Here is a 15,183-nt window from a genome sequence, read left to right as displayed (position 1 = left end):
CATGCCATCTCTTAATGTAAAACAAGAAAAAAATCAGTCATTTGCAGGTTACTCACTGCCGCCCGCCAACAGTCATGAAATCGATTTGTTTAGCCTTATAGAGGTGTTATGGCAGGCGAAACGTCGTATTCTTGCTACCGTTTTCGCCTTTGCGTGCGTGGGGTTGCTTCTGTCCTTTCTGCTGCCGCAAAAATGGACCAGCCAGGCGATTGTCACACCGGCGGAGTCGGTACAGTGGCAGGGGCTGGAGAGAACGTTGACCGCGCTGCGCGTGTTGGATATGGAGGTAAGCGTTGATCGGGGCAGCGTATTTAATCTGTTTATTAAAAAGTTTAGCTCGCCCTCGCTGCTGGAAGAATATCTTCGTTCTTCTCCGTATGTCATGGATCAATTAAAAGGCGCGCAAATAGACGAGCAGGATCTTCACCGGGCGATTGTCCTGCTGAGCGAAAAAATGAAAGCGGTGGACAGTAATGTCGGCAAGAAAAATGAAACGTCGTTATTCACGTCGTGGACATTGAGTTTTACCGCGCCGACGCGGGAAGAAGCGCAAAAAGTGCTGGCTGGCTATATTCAGTACATCTCCGATATCGTCGTGAAAGAGACGCTGGAAAATATTCGTAACCAGCTGGAAATCAAAACCCGCTATGAGCAGGAAAAGCTGGCGATGGATCGGGTGCGTCTCAAAAATCAGCTTGATGCCAATATTCAACGTCTTCATTATTCGCTGGAAATCGCCAACGCCGCCGGTATTAAGAGACCGGTTTACAGCAATGGTCAGGCGGTAAAAGATGATCCGGATTTTTCTATTTCTCTCGGCGCGGATGGTATTTCCCGCAAACTGGAAATTGAAAAAGGGGTAACGGACGTGGCCGAGATCGACGGTGATTTGCGTAACCGTCAATACCATGTTGAACAACTGGCGGCAATGAATGTGAGTGACGTGAAGTTTACCCCGTTTAAATATCAACTGTCGCCGTCTCTGCCAGTGAAAAAAGATGGCCCGGGTAAAGCCATCATTATTATCCTGGCGGCGTTGATTGGCGGTATGATGGCCTGCGGCGGCGTATTACTGCGTCACGCGATGGTCTCGCGTAAAATGGAAAACGCGCTGGCGATAGATGAACGGTTAGTCTGATTTACCCGAAAAGCCGGATAGCGATATCCGGCTTTGTCATCTGTGTGGACGACTATCGCCGCCCCAGCGGTACCACCAGCGGCGTCCCGGCAACCGGATCGTCGATAATCATACAGCGCAGCCCATAGATTTTTTCGATAAGCTCAGCGGTAACAATCTCTTTCGGCGCGCCCTGTGCAACAATGTTACCTTCGCGTAATGCAATCAAATGCGTGGCGTATCGGCAGGCCTGATTCAGGTCATGCAGGACGGCGGCGAGCGTATAGCCTTTTTCGCGGTTGAGATCGCTTAACAACTCCAGCAAATCAATTTGATGGCTAATATCCAGCCACGTTGTCGGCTCATCCAGCAGCATGATGGACGTTTCCTGCGCCAGCACCATGGCTATCCACGCCCGCTGACGTTGGCCGCCGGACAGAGTATCTACGCTTTGCGCCGCTAGTGAGGTGATACCTGTTGCACGCATGGCACTGGCGACGGCATCGGCATCTTCCTTACGCCAGCGGGTAAATAACGGCTGATGCGGATACCGCCCTCTGGCGACCAGCTCTTGTACGGTGATATCGCCCGGCGTGGTAGCGTTTTGCGCCAACAATCCGATGCGCCGCGCCACCTCTTTACTGGCGTAACGCTGTATTTGTTCGCCATCCAGCCAGACATGGCCGTCAACAGGCGTCATCAGACGGCTTAGCGTGCGTAGCAACGTTGACTTGCCGCAGCCGTTAGGGCCGATGATGGCGGTAAAATGGCCGTCCGGAATCGAAACATTAAGGTTTTTTGCGACGGTATAGCTGCCATAACCCAGCGTTAACTGGTCGCCGCGCAAACGGGCTACGGATTCGGTCATTTTTTGCGGGACTCCTGAATTAACAAGACGATAAGGTAAATACCGCCGAGGCTGACGGTGACCACGCCCACTGGAAGCTGATAAGGCATAAACAGTTGCTGCGCGCACGCATCGGCGGCCAGTAGTAATAACGCGCCGCACAGCGCCGACTGGGTTAATCCCCAGCGCGCTGTGCCGCTAAGACGGCGGGCGATGTGCGGCGCGACAAGGGCAATAAACGAGATGGGGCCAGCCAGTGCCGTAGCCGCAGCGGTGAGCGACACCGCCACCAGCATCAGCATCAGGCGTGACCGCTCCACGCTAACACCCAGCGCGCAGGCGCTGTCATCGCCCATCTCCAGCAGCCGCATACGACGCACCAGCAGCGCGGCGCCTGTCAGCATCACAATAATCAGCGGCGCCGAAGGCCAGGTTTTTGCCCATGTCAGACCGTTGAGCGACCCGGCGTTCCATAAGCCGGCGGTGAGCGCCGTTTCCAGCGACGCCTGCAACAGAAGCCAGGTATTAAAGGCGACTAACATCGCGCGGATGCCGATACCGATGATAATCAGCCGGAAAGTTTCAATCCCGTTACGCCAGGCGAGCAGCCAGACAATCAATGACGTGACGATACCGCCCGCCATTGCCGCCAGCGCGATCGCGGTAAGATGCTGGCCAAACAGGACCATTGCGACCAGTACGCCGCTCCAGGCGCCGGTATTAAAGCCCATCACATCAGGGCTGCCTAGCGGGTTACGCATCAACGACTGAAAAATCGCGCCACTGACGCCAAGCGCAGCGCCAATCAGTAGCGCCATTAATACGCGCGGTAGTCGCCATTCGGTTACGACAAGGGTGATGTTACGCGGCGCGTCGCCCAGCAGCGCGGCAATAATCTGCCCGGTCTCAAGGGGCACGGCACCGCTTTGCAGGCTCCATAAGCCAATGGCGAAGCAGCCAGCCGCCAGAAGCAGGCAACTTACGATAAGCCGACGAGAAAGAAACATCACAGGCCGCCTCCGTTCGATTTACGGCGTACCAGAAAGATAAGTACCGGCGCGCCGATAAACGCACTGACAACCGATACGCGGAGTTCGCCCGGCACCAACAGACGACCAATAATATCGGCAAAAAGCAGCAGAGCAGGGGTGGCCAGTAGTGTTACCGGCAGCGACCAGCGGTGGTCTGCGCCCACCAGCCAACGCGCCATATGCGGCATCATCAGACCAATAAAGGCGATAGGGCCGACCAGCGCCGTTGCGCTGCCGCACAAGACGGTAATCGCCAGTAAACCGATAAGTTGGGTGCGCGCCACTTTACTCCCCAGCGCCGTCGCGGTATCGCTGCCGAGGCTCAGGCTGTTCAGCGCTCGGCTCAGAAATAGCGCCACGATCCCAGCGATAACCACGGGCGCGAGCGCGACTTTCAACGTTTGCAGGCTACGAATGTCCAGCGATCCCGCCTGCCAGAAGCGAAGCTGATCATAGACCTCTGGATTTAACAGCGCGATGCCGCTGGTCAGTCCTTCCAGTACCGCGCCAAGCGCCACGCCCGCCAGTGTCAGGCGGACCGGGCTTAACTGGCCGCCGCCCTGACTACCGGTGAAGGCGACAATCAGCGATGCGATAAGCGCGCCGCTAAATGCCATGAAAAGCTGCTCCAGCGGCGTGGAGAAACCAAACAGCGCCGCGCCCAGTACAATGGCGAAGCTGGCGCCGTTGTTAACGCCCAGAATCCCCGGGTCGGCGAGCGGGTTGCGAGTAAGTGTTTGCATGAGCGCCCCGGCGAGACCCAACGCGCCGCCTGCCAGTAATCCGGCCAGCGTACGCGGCAAACGCGCATCCAGGACGATGGTGCAATCGGCGCTTTGGCACACGCCGGTGAACGCCTCCAGCACGACGGCGGCGGGCAGCGGTTTCGCGCCAATGACCAGGCTTAAAACCGCGGCGAGACTCAGTAATAACAACAATCCGGGCACGGCAAACGCGCGCGTCACGGAAAACGAGCATGACATAGTAACTTCCCTGATAATGATAGTAATTATCGTTATCTATCTTATTTGGTTATGTTAGCATGTGCAGCCATTGAATGGATATTTAAAAAAACTCGCATTAAGGCGTTGTAATGAATCGACAATCCTGGCTGCTCAATCTCAGCCTGTTGAAGACGCACCCTGCATTTCGCGCAGTATTTCTGGCCCGTTTTATCTCTATTGTCTCGCTGGGGCTGCTTGGCGTGGCGGTTCCGGTACAGATCCAAATGATGACGCACTCCACCTGGCAGGTAGGGCTGTCGGTAACGTTAACCGGCGGCGCCATGTTTATTGGCTTAATGGTGGGCGGTGTGCTGGCCGATCGCTACGAACGTAAAAAGGTGATTCTGCTGGCGCGCGGTACTTGCGGTATTGGCTTTATTGGCCTGTGCGTGAACGCGCTGCTGCCGGAACCCTCATTGCTGACGATATATCTCCTTGGCCTGTGGGACGGCTTTTTCGCGTCTCTGGGCGTGACCGCGTTACTGGCGGCGACGCCAGCGCTGGTCGGAAGAGAAAATCTGATGCAGGCCGGCGCGATTACCATGCTGACGGTACGTCTGGGATCGGTTATTTCGCCGATGTTGGGGGGCATATTGCTTGCCAGCGGCGGCGTAGCCTGGAACTATGGGCTGGCGGCCGCCGGGACGTTTATTACGCTATTGCCGTTACTGACGCTGCCGCGACTGCCTGTTCCTCCGCAGCCGCGGGAAAATCCATTTATCGCGTTACTGGCGGCATTTCGTTTTTTGCTCGCCAGTCCGCTTATCGGCGGTATTGCGCTGCTTGGCGGCCTGGTGACGATGGCAAGCGCGGTACGCGTCCTCTATCCGGCGCTGGCGATGAGCTGGCAAATGTCGGCGGCGCAAATCGGTTTGCTGTATGCGGCAATTCCGCTGGGGGCGGCCATTGGCGCGCTGACCAGCGGACAACTGGCGCATAGCGTTCGTCCGGGGCTCATTATGCTGGTTTCGACAGTCGGTTCTTTTCTGGCGGTGGGGGTGTTCGCCATCATGCCGGTCTGGATCGCAGGTGTTATCTGTCTGGCGCTGTTTGGCTGGCTTAGCGCCATCAGTTCGTTATTACAATACACCCTGCTGCAAACCCAGACGCCGGAAAATATGTTGGGGCGAATGAACGGCCTGTGGACCGCGCAAAACGTCACGGGAGACGCTATCGGCGCGGCGCTGTTAGGCGGTCTTGGCGCAATGATGACGCCGGTCGCTTCCGCGAGCGTGAGTGGATTCGGGCTGGTGATTATCGGTTTGCTGCTGCTGTTAGTGCTGGGCGAGCTACGCCGTTTTCGCCAGACGCCGCCGGTTAGCGATGCTGGCTGATGAAGACGCGTTTATCCGACTGACCAAATCTGTCTGGTCAGTCGGATAAGACTCCGATAAGGCTAAAACAGGGCGGCCAGTCGGTTAAGCAGCAACGTTGCGCTGTAATAATCCAGACGGAACGTCTCCGTACCCAGGGCATAGACGCGCTTATTTTGCACCGCTGGCAGGTGCGCCAGCAGCGGATTGGCGTAAAGGGCCGCAACATCGTTGTTGTCGCCGGCAAACAGGAAAAGAGATTCGCCGTTTAACCCGGCGGCCAGATTTTCACCGCCAAGCTGAATGATATCGTGGCGCTTACCCTGGCTTTTGCTGGTTTGCAGCCCTTGGGGCAATGTCGCCAGCGTAAAGCCTAACTGCGTCAATAGCTTGCCTTGTGCTGATTCTGGCGTCCACAGATTGGCGCTATGCGCGGCAGGAGTATACACCAGCGCGCTAACCGGCTGCGGCGGCAGGGCGATTCGCTGTTTAACCGTCGTCAGTTGCGCCTCAAATTCCGCTATTCGCGCGGCGGCCTGTTTCTCCTGACCGGTGATCTCGCCAAGCTGCGTGAGCAAACTCTGCCAGCTTTTATCGTCATAATTGATGACGAGCGTCGGCGCGATAGCGGAGAGCTGATCGTAAAGCGCCAGCGCGGAGTCGCCGCCGGTGGCGCTAATCAAAATGAGATCCGGCATTTGCGCGGCGACCGTTTCGGCATTCGGTTCGCCGATGTACAGCCGGGTGACATGGCGAGCCTTTGCTACGTCGCTCCACTGGCGCATAAACCCTTGATCGTCGGCAAAGCGGTTATTCGGCGTAGTGGCTCCGCTGGCGACGACGGGCGCATCAATCGCCAGCAGCGAGCCTGTCAACGTCACGCTGGTAGAGACGATACGCGCGGGTTTGTGGTCCAGAGTATGAACGCCGCGGCTGTCCTGAATTTGCCGGGGCCAACCGGCGTCCTGGGCTAAGGATATTCCTGAAATTGATAAACCAACCACTAAAAGCAGCCAACGATAAAAGGCGGGGAGTCTCACAATAGCGTCCTGTTATTAATAAAGTTAATGCTTCTCATTTTCATGTCAGCGGCAGCGAGATGCAAGCCTTAGTGCCATTTAACTCATGACCAGAGTTGACAGAGCGACGTTTTACTCTTAGGTTAGCGCACTAAAAATAGAAATAATAATCATTATTATACACAAAATCATTCAAGAAGCATCGCAACGGCAAGGGAAGAAATCCCCGCGAGCATAGATAACTGTGTGACCGGGGTTTCTGATCGCAGCCAACAAAGAGGCAGCTTGAAAGATGAAGTGTATATAAGCCTTTATCATTGGAGGATGATATGGATATGTCACTGGCCGAGGACGCTCAGGAGACAATGGCAACGCTTGCTCCCGATCGCTTTTTCTTCATGTCGCCGTATCGCAGTTTTACCACTTCCGGGTGCTTCGCCCGTTATACCGAGCCTGCGGTTGCCGGCGATTCGCCGGATAGCCCTTTCCAGCAGAAATTGCGCCAGCAGTTTGCCGAGGCCAAATCGCAGGGCATCGCCAACCCTATCCTGGTGGGGGCGATCCCCTTTGATACTCGTCAGCCGTCGTCGCTATTTATCCCGATGGCGTGGCAGTCCTTTTCTCGCCAGCAAAAGCAGCGCACGGCGCGTTATTTTACTGACCATCAGTCGCTGACGGTGACGGCGCGAAAGGCGATTCCGGAGCAGGATGCTTTTGAAGCGATGGTCGCACGCGCGGCTATGCTGACCGCCACGCCAGACGTCGATAAAGTGGTGCTTTCCCGGCTGATAGATATCACCACTGATGTGGCGGTGGATAGCGGAGCATTGCTGGAGCGGCTGGTTGCGCAGAATCCAGTTAGTTACAACTTCCATGTGCCGCTGGCGGATGGCGGCGTTCTGCTGGGCGCCAGCCCCGAATTGCTGCTACGCAAGGAGGGCGAGCGGTTTAGTTCGCTGCCGTTAGCAGGCTCGGCACGCCGACAGCCGGATGACGTTCTGGATCGCGAGGCGGGAAACCGACTGCTGGCTTCACAAAAAGATCGCCATGAACATGAGCTGGTGACGCAGGCGATGAAGCAGATCCTGCGCGATCGCAGCACGGAACTGCAATTACCTTCCTCTCCGCAGTTGATCACCACGCCGACGCTATGGCATCTCGGTACGCCGTTTGAGGGCAAGGCCAACGCCGGAGAAAACGCGCTGACGCTGGCCTGTCTGCTGCATCCGACCCCTGCGTTAAGCGGTTTCCCCCATCAGGTCGCGAAAAAGCTGATTGCTGAACTGGAGCCGTTCGATCGTGAACTGTTTGGCGGCATTGTCGGCTGGTGCGACGCCGAAGGAAACGGCGAGTGGGTAGTAACGATTCGTTGCGCGAAATTGCACGGTAATCAGGTGCGCCTGTTCGCCGGCGCCGGGATTGTCCCTGCCTCTTCGCCAGTCGGCGAGTGGCGGGAAACCGGCGTCAAGCTCTCTACAATGTTGAACGTTTTTGGACTGCATTAAGGAACGATGATGCGTATACCTTTCACCCGTTGGCCGGATGAATTTGCCCGCCGTTATCGTGAAAAAGGCTACTGGCAAGACGTGCCGTTGACCGATATTCTGACCCGCCACGCTGACAGCGACAAGGCGGCGGTCATTGAAGGCGAGCGCGCATTCAGCTATCGCCAGCTCAACCAGGCCGCAGATAATCTGGCCTGCTATTTACGCCGTCAGGGCATCAAACCTGGCGAAACCGCTCTGGTGCAACTGGGGAATGTACCGGAACTGTATATCACCTTTTTCGCCCTGTTGAAGCTTGGCGTAGCGCCCGTTCTGGCGCTGTTTAGCCATCAACGTACCGAACTTAACGCCTATGCGATGCAGATCGCGCCGACGCTAGTGATTGCCGATCGCCAACATACGCTGTTCGCCGGGGAGGACTTTCTCAACACGTTTGTGGCCGAACACCGCTCTGTGCGGGTGGTGTTATTGCGCAACGACGACGGCGATCACAGCCTGGACGCGGCGATGCGGCAGGCGGCGGAAGATTTCACCGCCACGCCATCACCTGCTGACGAAGTGGCCTACTTTCAGCTTTCCGGCGGTACTACCGGCACGCCAAAGCTTATTCCCCGTACCCATAACGACTATTACTACAGCGTGCGCCGCAGCAATGAGATTTGCGGTTTCAACGAGGAGACGCGTTTTCTGTGCGCGATTCCCGCCGCGCATAACTACGCCATGAGTTCGCCGGGCGCGCTGGGCGTTTTTCTCGCCAAAGGAACGGTAGTGCTGGCGACCGATCCTAGCGCCACGCTCTGTTTCCCGCTGATCGAAAAACACCAGATTAATGCCACGGCGCTGGTGCCGCCCGCGGTCAGTCTATGGCTACAGGCTATCCAGGAGTGGGGCGGCAATGCGCCGCTGGCGTCATTAAGGTTATTGCAGGTTGGCGGCGCGCGGCTTTCTGCGACGCTTGCCGCCCGTATTCCGGCTGAAATTGGCTGTCAGTTGCAGCAGGTCTTCGGCATGGCGGAAGGGTTAGTGAACTATACCCGGCTGGACGATAGCCCGGAACGGATTATCAATACCCAGGGAAGACCCATGTGTCCGGACGACGAAGTGTGGGTGGCGGATGCCGACGGGAATCCACTGCCGCCGGGCGAGATTGGTCGTCTGATGACGCGCGGCCCCTATACTTTTCGCGGCTATTTCAACAGTCCGCAACACAATGTCAGCGCCTTTGACGCCAACGGTTTTTACTGTTCCGGCGATCTGATCTCCATTGATCAAGACGGCTACATCACCGTTCACGGGCGTGAAAAAGATCAGATCAATCGGGGCGGCGAGAAGATAGCCGCCGAAGAGATAGAAAACCTGTTACTGCGCCACCCGGCGGTGATCCATGCGGCGCTGGTCAGCATGGAAGATGAACTGCTGGGAGAAAAAAGTTGCGCATATCTGGTGATAAAAGAGCCGCTGCGAGCGGTACAGGTACGCCGTTTCCTGCGAGAGCAGGGCGTGGCGGAATTTAAATTACCGGATCGCGTGGAGTGCGTTGCGTCACTGCCGCTGACGCCGGTTGGTAAAGTCGATAAAAAACAATTACGCCAGCGGTTGGCGTCACGTTCACCGCTCTGAAGGAGAAAGAGAGATGGCCATTCCAAAACTACAGTCTTACGCGCTGCCCACCGCACTGGATATCCCGACCAACAAAGTGAACTGGGCATTTGAGCCGGAGCGCGCGGCGCTGCTCATCCACGATATGCAGGATTACTTTGTCAGCTTTTGGGGCCGCAACTGCCCAATGATGGACCAGGTAATTGCCAATATCGCCGCTCTGCGCCAGTACTGTAAGGAACATCATATCCCGGTTTATTACACCGCTCAGCCGAAAGAGCAAAGCGATGAAGATCGCGCGTTACTCAATGATATGTGGGGACCGGGACTGACGCGCTCTCCGGAACAGCAGAAGGTGGTAGAAGCCTTAACGCCGGATGAGGCGGATACGGTACTGGTGAAGTGGCGTTATAGCGCGTTTCACCGCTCGCCGCTGGAACAGATGTTAAAAGATACCGGACGCAATCAGCTCATCATTACCGGCGTATATGCACATATTGGCTGTATGACCACCGCTACCGATGCGTTTATGCGCGACATTAAGCCGTTTATGGTGGCGGATGCGCTGGCGGATTTCAGCCGGGAAGAGCATCTGATGGCGCTGAACTATGTGGCGGGGCGTTCAGGTCGCGTCGTCATGACTGAATCGCTGCTGCCGACGCCGGTTCCTGCCAGTAAAGCGGCGCTGCGGGCGTTGATTCTGCCGTTGCTGGATGAGACCGACGAGCCGCTGGATGATGAAAACCTGATTGATTATGGCCTGGATTCAGTACGCATGATGGGGCTGGCGGCGCGCTGGCGTAAAGTACACGGCGATATCGACTTCGTGATGCTGGCGAAAAACCCGACCATTGACGCCTGGTGGGCGCTGCTTTCTCGCGGGGTAGAGTAATGCCCTGTATTGATTTTTCAGACAAAACGGTATGGGTGACCGGGGCGGGGAAAGGGATCGGTTACGCGACGGCGCTGGCGTTTGTTGACGCCGGGGCGCGGGTGATCGGCTTCGATCGCGAATTTACGCAAGAGAATTATCCCTTTGCTACCGAAGTCATGGATGTGGCGGATGCCGCACAGGTTGCGCAGGTGTGCCAGCGTGTGTTGCAAAAAACGCCGCGGCTGGATGTGCTGGTCAACGCCGCCGGTATTTTGCGTATGGGAGCGACCGATGCGCTTAGCGTTGACGACTGGCAGCAGACATTTGCGGTCAATGTGGGCGGGGCATTTAACCTGTTTTCCCAGACGATGGCGCAGTTTCGCCGTCAGCAGGGAGGGGCGATTGTCACCGTAGCCTCAGATGCGGCGCATACGCCGCGCATCGGTATGAGCGCCTACGGCGCCTCTAAAGCGGCGCTGAAAAGCCTGGCGCTATCCGTAGGGCTGGAGCTGGCGGGCTGTGGGGTGCGCTGTAATGTGGTGTCGCCCGGTTCGACCGACACCGATATGCAGCGCACGTTATGGGTAAGTGAAGATGCCGAACAGCAGCGTATTCGCGGTTTCGGCGAACAGTTTAAGCTCGGCATACCGCTCGGTAAAATCGCCCGTCCGCAGGAGATAGCCAATACCATTTTGTTTCTTGCCTCCGATCTGGCCAGCCACATTACCTTGCAGGATATCGTGGTGGACGGCGGTTCAACATTGGGAGCCTGACGATGATCTGGAAACGGCATTTAACGCTGGATGAATTGAACGCTACCAGTCAGAACACGCTGGTGGCGCATCTGGGCATTGTTTACACCCGTCTGGGCGATGACGTGCTGGAGGCGGAAATGCCCGTCGATGCCCGCACTCATCAACCGTTTGGTCTGCTACACGGCGGCGCATCGGCAGCGCTGGCGGAGACGTTGGGATCAATGGCCGGTTATCTGATGACCCGCGACGGGCAGTGCGTGGTCGGGACCGAGTTAAACGCCACTCACCACCGCGCCGTCTCGCAGGGGAAAGTACGCGGCGTTTGCCTGCCGCTGCATCTGGGGCGGCAGAATCAAAGCTGGGAAATTACGCTCTTTGACGAGCAGGGGAGGCGCTGCTGCACTTGTCGCCTGGGAACGGCGGTAATGGGATAGTTCTGGCAAAGTAAAATGCAATTGCAGCATTAACGAAGAAAGGAAGTGATCTGGTTAACACTGTAATGTAAAAAATGGGTAACAATCCGGTTTTATCATGTTGTTGTGTTGTTAATTACGGTAAAGGTGTTATAGAAACAAAATGTAACATCTCTCTGGAACACCCAAACGGACAACAACTATGAATAAATCAGGGAAATACCTCGTCTGGACAGCGCTCTCAGTATTGGGTGCGTTTGCCCTGGGCTATATTGCGTTAAATCGTGGGGAACAGATCAACGCGCTATGGATCGTGGTGGCGTCGGTCTGTGTCTATCTAATTGCGTATCGTTTTTATGGGCTCTATATCGCCAAAAAAGTGCTGGCGGTTGACCCAACGCGTATGACGCCCGCGGTACGTCATAATGATGGTCTGGATTATGTCCCGACCGATAAGAAAGTGCTGTTCGGTCACCATTTTGCGGCCATTGCTGGCGCAGGTCCGCTGGTCGGGCCGGTACTGGCGGCGCAGATGGGCTATCTGCCGGGGATGATCTGGCTGCTGGCGGGCGTCGTGCTGGCGGGAGCGGTGCAGGACTTTATGGTGCTGTTCGTCTCGACCCGGCGCGATGGGCGTTCGCTTGGCGAGCTGGTTAAAGAGGAGATGGGCGCGACGGCAGGGGTGATCGCGCTGGTGGCCTGCTTTATGATCATGGTGATCATTCTGGCCGTCCTGGCGATGATCGTGGTGAAAGCGCTGACCCATAGCCCGTGGGGAACGTACACTGTCGCGTTCACTATTCCACTGGCGATTTTTATGGGCATCTACCTGCGTTATCTGCGTCCGGGGCGCATCGGCGAGGTGTCGGTCATTGGGCTGGTATTTCTTATTTTCGCTATTATTTCCGGCGGATGGGTGGCGGCAAGCCCAACCTGGGCGCCGTACTTTGATTTTACTGGCGTGCAGCTTACCTGGATGCTGGTGGGGTATGGTTTTGTCGCGGCGGTACTGCCGGTCTGGCTGCTGCTCGCGCCGCGTGATTACCTCTCTACCTTCCTGAAAATTGGTACGATTGTCGGTCTGGCGGTCGGGATTCTGATTATGCGTCCGACGCTGACTATGCCAGCTCTGACCAAATTTGTTGATGGTACCGGACCGGTCTGGACGGGCGACCTGTTCCCGTTCCTGTTTATTACCATTGCCTGCGGCGCGGTCTCCGGTTTCCATGCGCTCATTTCCTCCGGCACGACGCCGAAGATGTTGGCCAACGAAGGCCAGGCCTGCTTTATCGGCTACGGCGGGATGTTAATGGAATCTTTCGTCGCCATTATGGCGCTGGTCTCCGCCTGTATTATCGATCCGGGCGTTTACTTTGCGATGAATAGCCCGATGGCGGTACTGGCGCCAGCGGGGACAGCGGATGTCGTAGCTTCTGCCGCGCAGGTGGTCAGTAGTTGGGGTTTCGCTATCACGCCGGATACGTTACACCAGATTGCCAATGAAGTCGGCGAACAATCCATTATCTCCCGCGCAGGCGGTGCGCCAACGCTGGCGGTAGGGATGGCCTACATTTTACATGGCGCCTTGGGCGGCATGATGGATGTGGCGTTTTGGTATCACTTCGCCATTCTGTTTGAAGCGCTGTTTATTCTGACGGCGGTGGATGCGGGTACCCGTGCGGCGCGCTTTATGTTGCAGGATCTGTTGGGCGTAGTGTCGCCAGGGCTGAAACGTACCGATTCGCTGCCAGCGAACCTGCTTGCTACGGCATTGTGCGTGCTGGCGTGGGGGTATTTCCTCCATCAGGGCGTGGTCGATCCGTTGGGCGGTATTAACACCCTGTGGCCGCTGTTTGGCATCGCTAACCAGATGCTGGCGGGTATGGCGCTGATGCTTTGCGCCGTGGTACTGTTCAAAATGAAGCGTCAGCGTTATGCGTGGGTCGCGCTGGTGCCAACGGCCTGGCTGCTGATTTGTACGCTGACGGCGGGCTGGCAGAAAGCGTTTAGTCCGGATGCGAAAATCGGCTTCCTGGCCATTGCCAATAAGTTCCAGGCAATGATCGACAGCGGCAATATTCCGCCGCAGTACACCGAATCGCAGCTCGCGCAGTTGGTATTCAATAACCGTCTGGATGCCGGGCTAACCATCTTCTTTATGGTGGTGGTCGTGGTGCTGGCGGTCTTCTCTATTAAGACGGCGCTGGCCGCTCTGAAGATTGATAAACCGACGGCGAATGAAACGCCGTATGAGCCGATGCCGGAAAATGTGGATGAGATCGTGACGCAGGCGAAAGGCGCGCACTAATCTTTTTTCATCAATAGCCCTCTCCAGAATAAGGAGAGGGCGTTTGGATGACAGGTGACAACGATGTTCGATACGCTTTCGAAAGCCGGAAAATATCTGGGACAGGCAGCAAAAATGATGATTGGCGTGCCAGACTACGACAACTATGTGGAACATATGCGCATAACGCATCCGGATCAGACGCCGATGACCTATGAAGAATTTTTCCGCGAGCGGCAGGATGCGCGCTATGGTGGAAAAGGCGGCGCGCGTTGCTGCTGAGTGTTGCCAGGTCTGACAAGCGCAACGCCACCAGGCTATATTCTGAAAAATTCAACTTTTTCAAACGCCGCACGCAGGGTGTCTGGCGTTAACGTCACCGGTAAATAGTGGATGGATTCGACCGGGCGCAGGGTATGCGCGATTACCCTATCGATCTCGGCGGTGTTATGAATATCCACGTCCAGTTCGCTAAGCCGGGTCGGCAGATGAAATCGCCGGTACGCTGTAATCAATTGCGCCAGCACGTCATCTTGTCCCAGTAGCGCGCTTTGCACCAGAATGCCATAAGCCACTTTCGTTCCGTGCAGGAATTTTTCCGTTTGCGGCAGAACGGTCAGACCGTTGTGTACCGCATGGGCGGCGGCGACACGGGTATAGCGTTCCCCGAGGCCGCCGACCATACCGCCGCCAGCAATAATCGCATCCACCACGTCGCAAAATGCCTGGGTCAGCCGACGCTGCTGTTTATCCGCTAATGCTTGTTCGCTGCTGGTCAGCAGGAGATCGCGAATAGCGCACGCGCTGTTAATGCCCAGCCTTACGGTCAATGGCAACGTTTCAGGCTGCGGCGCAAGCACAACGGCTTCATACCATTTCGCCAGCGTATCGCCAATGCCAGCTAACAGATAGTCATCGGGCGCCTGCAGAATAATGCGCGGTTCGACCAGCACCAGAAAATTGGCATCATCAAAAATTTCGAACTGTAACGCCTGTCCCGCGTCGTTATACCAGACGGAAAGCGGTGTCCAGGCGGCGCAGGTCGCCGCGATCGTCGGGATAGCGACAAACGGCAACGCCAGACGGCGGGCGAGCGCTTTGGCGGTATCGAGCAGCGCGCCGCCGCCGACGCCTATCACCACCTGACGATCGTCGTTGCAGGCGTGCGCCAGTTGGGCAACATGGCGTTCGCTACAATGGCCGGTAAATTGCAGATGTTTTGCGCCAGCACGTTCAAATGCTTCCGGCAGGTAAGGCCGGGCGGCGGCAATCGCGCGTTCGCCGTACACCCAAACAGCGTGGGAAAGCTGTTCCGGCGTGAAAAAGTCGGTCAGTCTTTCGAGGCTTCCTGCATGGGAAAAATAATTCGCCGGGCCGGTAACGACGCGGATCTCAGTGTGGTTCATGTTGTGTTGTCCT

14 protein-coding genes are annotated in these 15,183 nt (G+C 56.5%); 9 read left to right on the top strand and 5 right to left on the bottom strand.

Annotation, left to right across the window (positions count from 1 at the left end):
• The first annotated feature begins 1 nt into the window (after position 1).
• Positions 2-1,138, top strand: a complete 1,137-nt coding sequence (gene wzz(fepE) / locus ACLJTG_RS10525) for an LPS O-antigen length regulator Wzz(fepE) (protein ID WP_001139584.1) — start codon at positions 2-4, stop codon at positions 1,136-1,138.
• Positions 1,139-1,190: 52 nt separating this feature from the next.
• Here the strand turns inward: wzz(fepE) and fepC are convergent, their stop codons facing one another.
• The 3 genes from fepC to fepD are packed head-to-tail and all read right to left on the bottom strand — an operon-like array spanning position 1,191 to position 3,978.
• The gene (gene fepC, locus ACLJTG_RS10520) at positions 1,191-1,985 is read right to left on the bottom strand and encodes an iron-enterobactin ABC transporter ATP-binding protein (protein ID WP_000140620.1); all 795 of its coding nucleotides are present in this window, start codon (positions 1,983-1,985) and stop codon (positions 1,191-1,193) included.
• Positions 1,982-2,971 carry an iron-enterobactin ABC transporter permease gene (fepG, locus tag ACLJTG_RS10515; protein ID WP_000480064.1) on the bottom strand — a complete coding sequence of 330 codons (990 nt, stop codon included), beginning with the start codon at positions 2,969-2,971 and terminating at the stop codon, positions 1,982-1,984. The genes fepC and fepG overlap by 4 nt, the downstream gene beginning before the upstream one ends.
• Complete coding sequence (fepD, locus tag ACLJTG_RS10510; RefSeq protein WP_001277879.1) at positions 2,971-3,978, bottom strand: Fe(3+)-siderophore ABC transporter permease; 1,008 nt, start codon at positions 3,976-3,978, stop codon at positions 2,971-2,973. The genes fepG and fepD overlap by 1 nt, the downstream gene beginning before the upstream one ends.
• A gap of 110 nt (positions 3,979-4,088) precedes the next feature.
• Here fepD and entS point away from each other — a divergent pair, with 110 nt between their 5' ends.
• Positions 4,089-5,333, top strand: a complete 1,245-nt coding sequence (gene entS / locus ACLJTG_RS10505) for an enterobactin transporter EntS (protein ID WP_023193448.1) — start codon at positions 4,089-4,091, stop codon at positions 5,331-5,333.
• 62 nt (positions 5,334-5,395) lie between these two features.
• Here entS and fepB read toward each other — a convergent pair whose 3' ends face one another.
• Entirely contained in the window at positions 5,396-6,352 is a 957-nt protein-coding gene (gene fepB, locus ACLJTG_RS10500) for a Fe2+-enterobactin ABC transporter substrate-binding protein (protein ID WP_198898218.1), read from the bottom strand.
• 308 nt (positions 6,353-6,660) lie between these two features.
• Between fepB and entC the strand changes: the two genes are divergently transcribed.
• The 7 genes from entC to ACLJTG_RS10465 all read left to right on the top strand — a co-directional run bounded on the left by entC (position 6,661) and on the right by ACLJTG_RS10465 (position 14,046).
• Positions 6,661-7,836: an isochorismate synthase EntC gene (gene entC / locus ACLJTG_RS10495; protein WP_000367601.1), complete on the top strand. Its 1,176-nt coding sequence runs from the start codon at positions 6,661-6,663 to the stop codon at positions 7,834-7,836.
• 9 nt (positions 7,837-7,845) lie between these two features.
• A complete protein-coding gene (gene entE, locus ACLJTG_RS10490) occupies positions 7,846-9,456 on the top strand; it encodes a (2,3-dihydroxybenzoyl)adenylate synthase EntE (RefSeq protein WP_079951142.1) in 1,611 nt (536 codons plus the stop codon).
• 13 nt (positions 9,457-9,469) lie between these two features.
• Positions 9,470-10,327 carry an isochorismatase gene (locus tag ACLJTG_RS10485; protein ID WP_001007166.1) on the top strand — a complete coding sequence of 286 codons (858 nt, stop codon included), beginning with the start codon at positions 9,470-9,472 and terminating at the stop codon, positions 10,325-10,327.
• Positions 10,327-11,082, top strand: coding sequence for a 2,3-dihydro-2,3-dihydroxybenzoate dehydrogenase EntA (gene entA / locus ACLJTG_RS10480; protein WP_410958962.1), 756 nt, complete (start codon positions 10,327-10,329; stop codon positions 11,080-11,082). The genes ACLJTG_RS10485 and entA overlap by 1 nt, the downstream gene beginning before the upstream one ends.
• A gap of 2 nt (positions 11,083-11,084) precedes the next feature.
• Positions 11,085-11,498: a proofreading thioesterase EntH gene (gene entH, locus ACLJTG_RS10475; protein WP_000637966.1), complete on the top strand. Its 414-nt coding sequence runs from the start codon at positions 11,085-11,087 to the stop codon at positions 11,496-11,498.
• Between the two features lie 181 nt (positions 11,499-11,679).
• Entirely contained in the window at positions 11,680-13,785 is a 2,106-nt protein-coding gene (gene cstA / locus ACLJTG_RS10470; protein WP_001043108.1) for a pyruvate/proton symporter CstA, read from the top strand.
• A gap of 63 nt (positions 13,786-13,848) precedes the next feature.
• Positions 13,849-14,046 carry a YbdD/YjiX family protein gene (locus ACLJTG_RS10465; RefSeq protein WP_000460619.1) on the top strand — a complete coding sequence of 66 codons (198 nt, stop codon included), beginning with the start codon at positions 13,849-13,851 and terminating at the stop codon, positions 14,044-14,046.
• 35 nt (positions 14,047-14,081) lie between these two features.
• Here the strand turns inward: ACLJTG_RS10465 and ACLJTG_RS10460 are convergent, their stop codons facing one another.
• A complete protein-coding gene (locus ACLJTG_RS10460; protein WP_001016861.1) occupies positions 14,082-15,170 on the bottom strand; it encodes an oxidoreductase in 1,089 nt (362 codons plus the stop codon).
• Positions 15,171-15,183: the final 13 nt, after the last annotated feature.

Origin of the sequence: Salmonella sp. SAL00672 (genome assembly GCF_046552175.1) — a bacterium.
GTDB lineage: Bacteria > Pseudomonadota > Gammaproteobacteria > Enterobacterales > Enterobacteriaceae > Salmonella > Salmonella enterica.
Note: the sequence above shows the minus strand (reverse complement) of the source record. Positions and strands in the feature narration are given on the sequence as shown.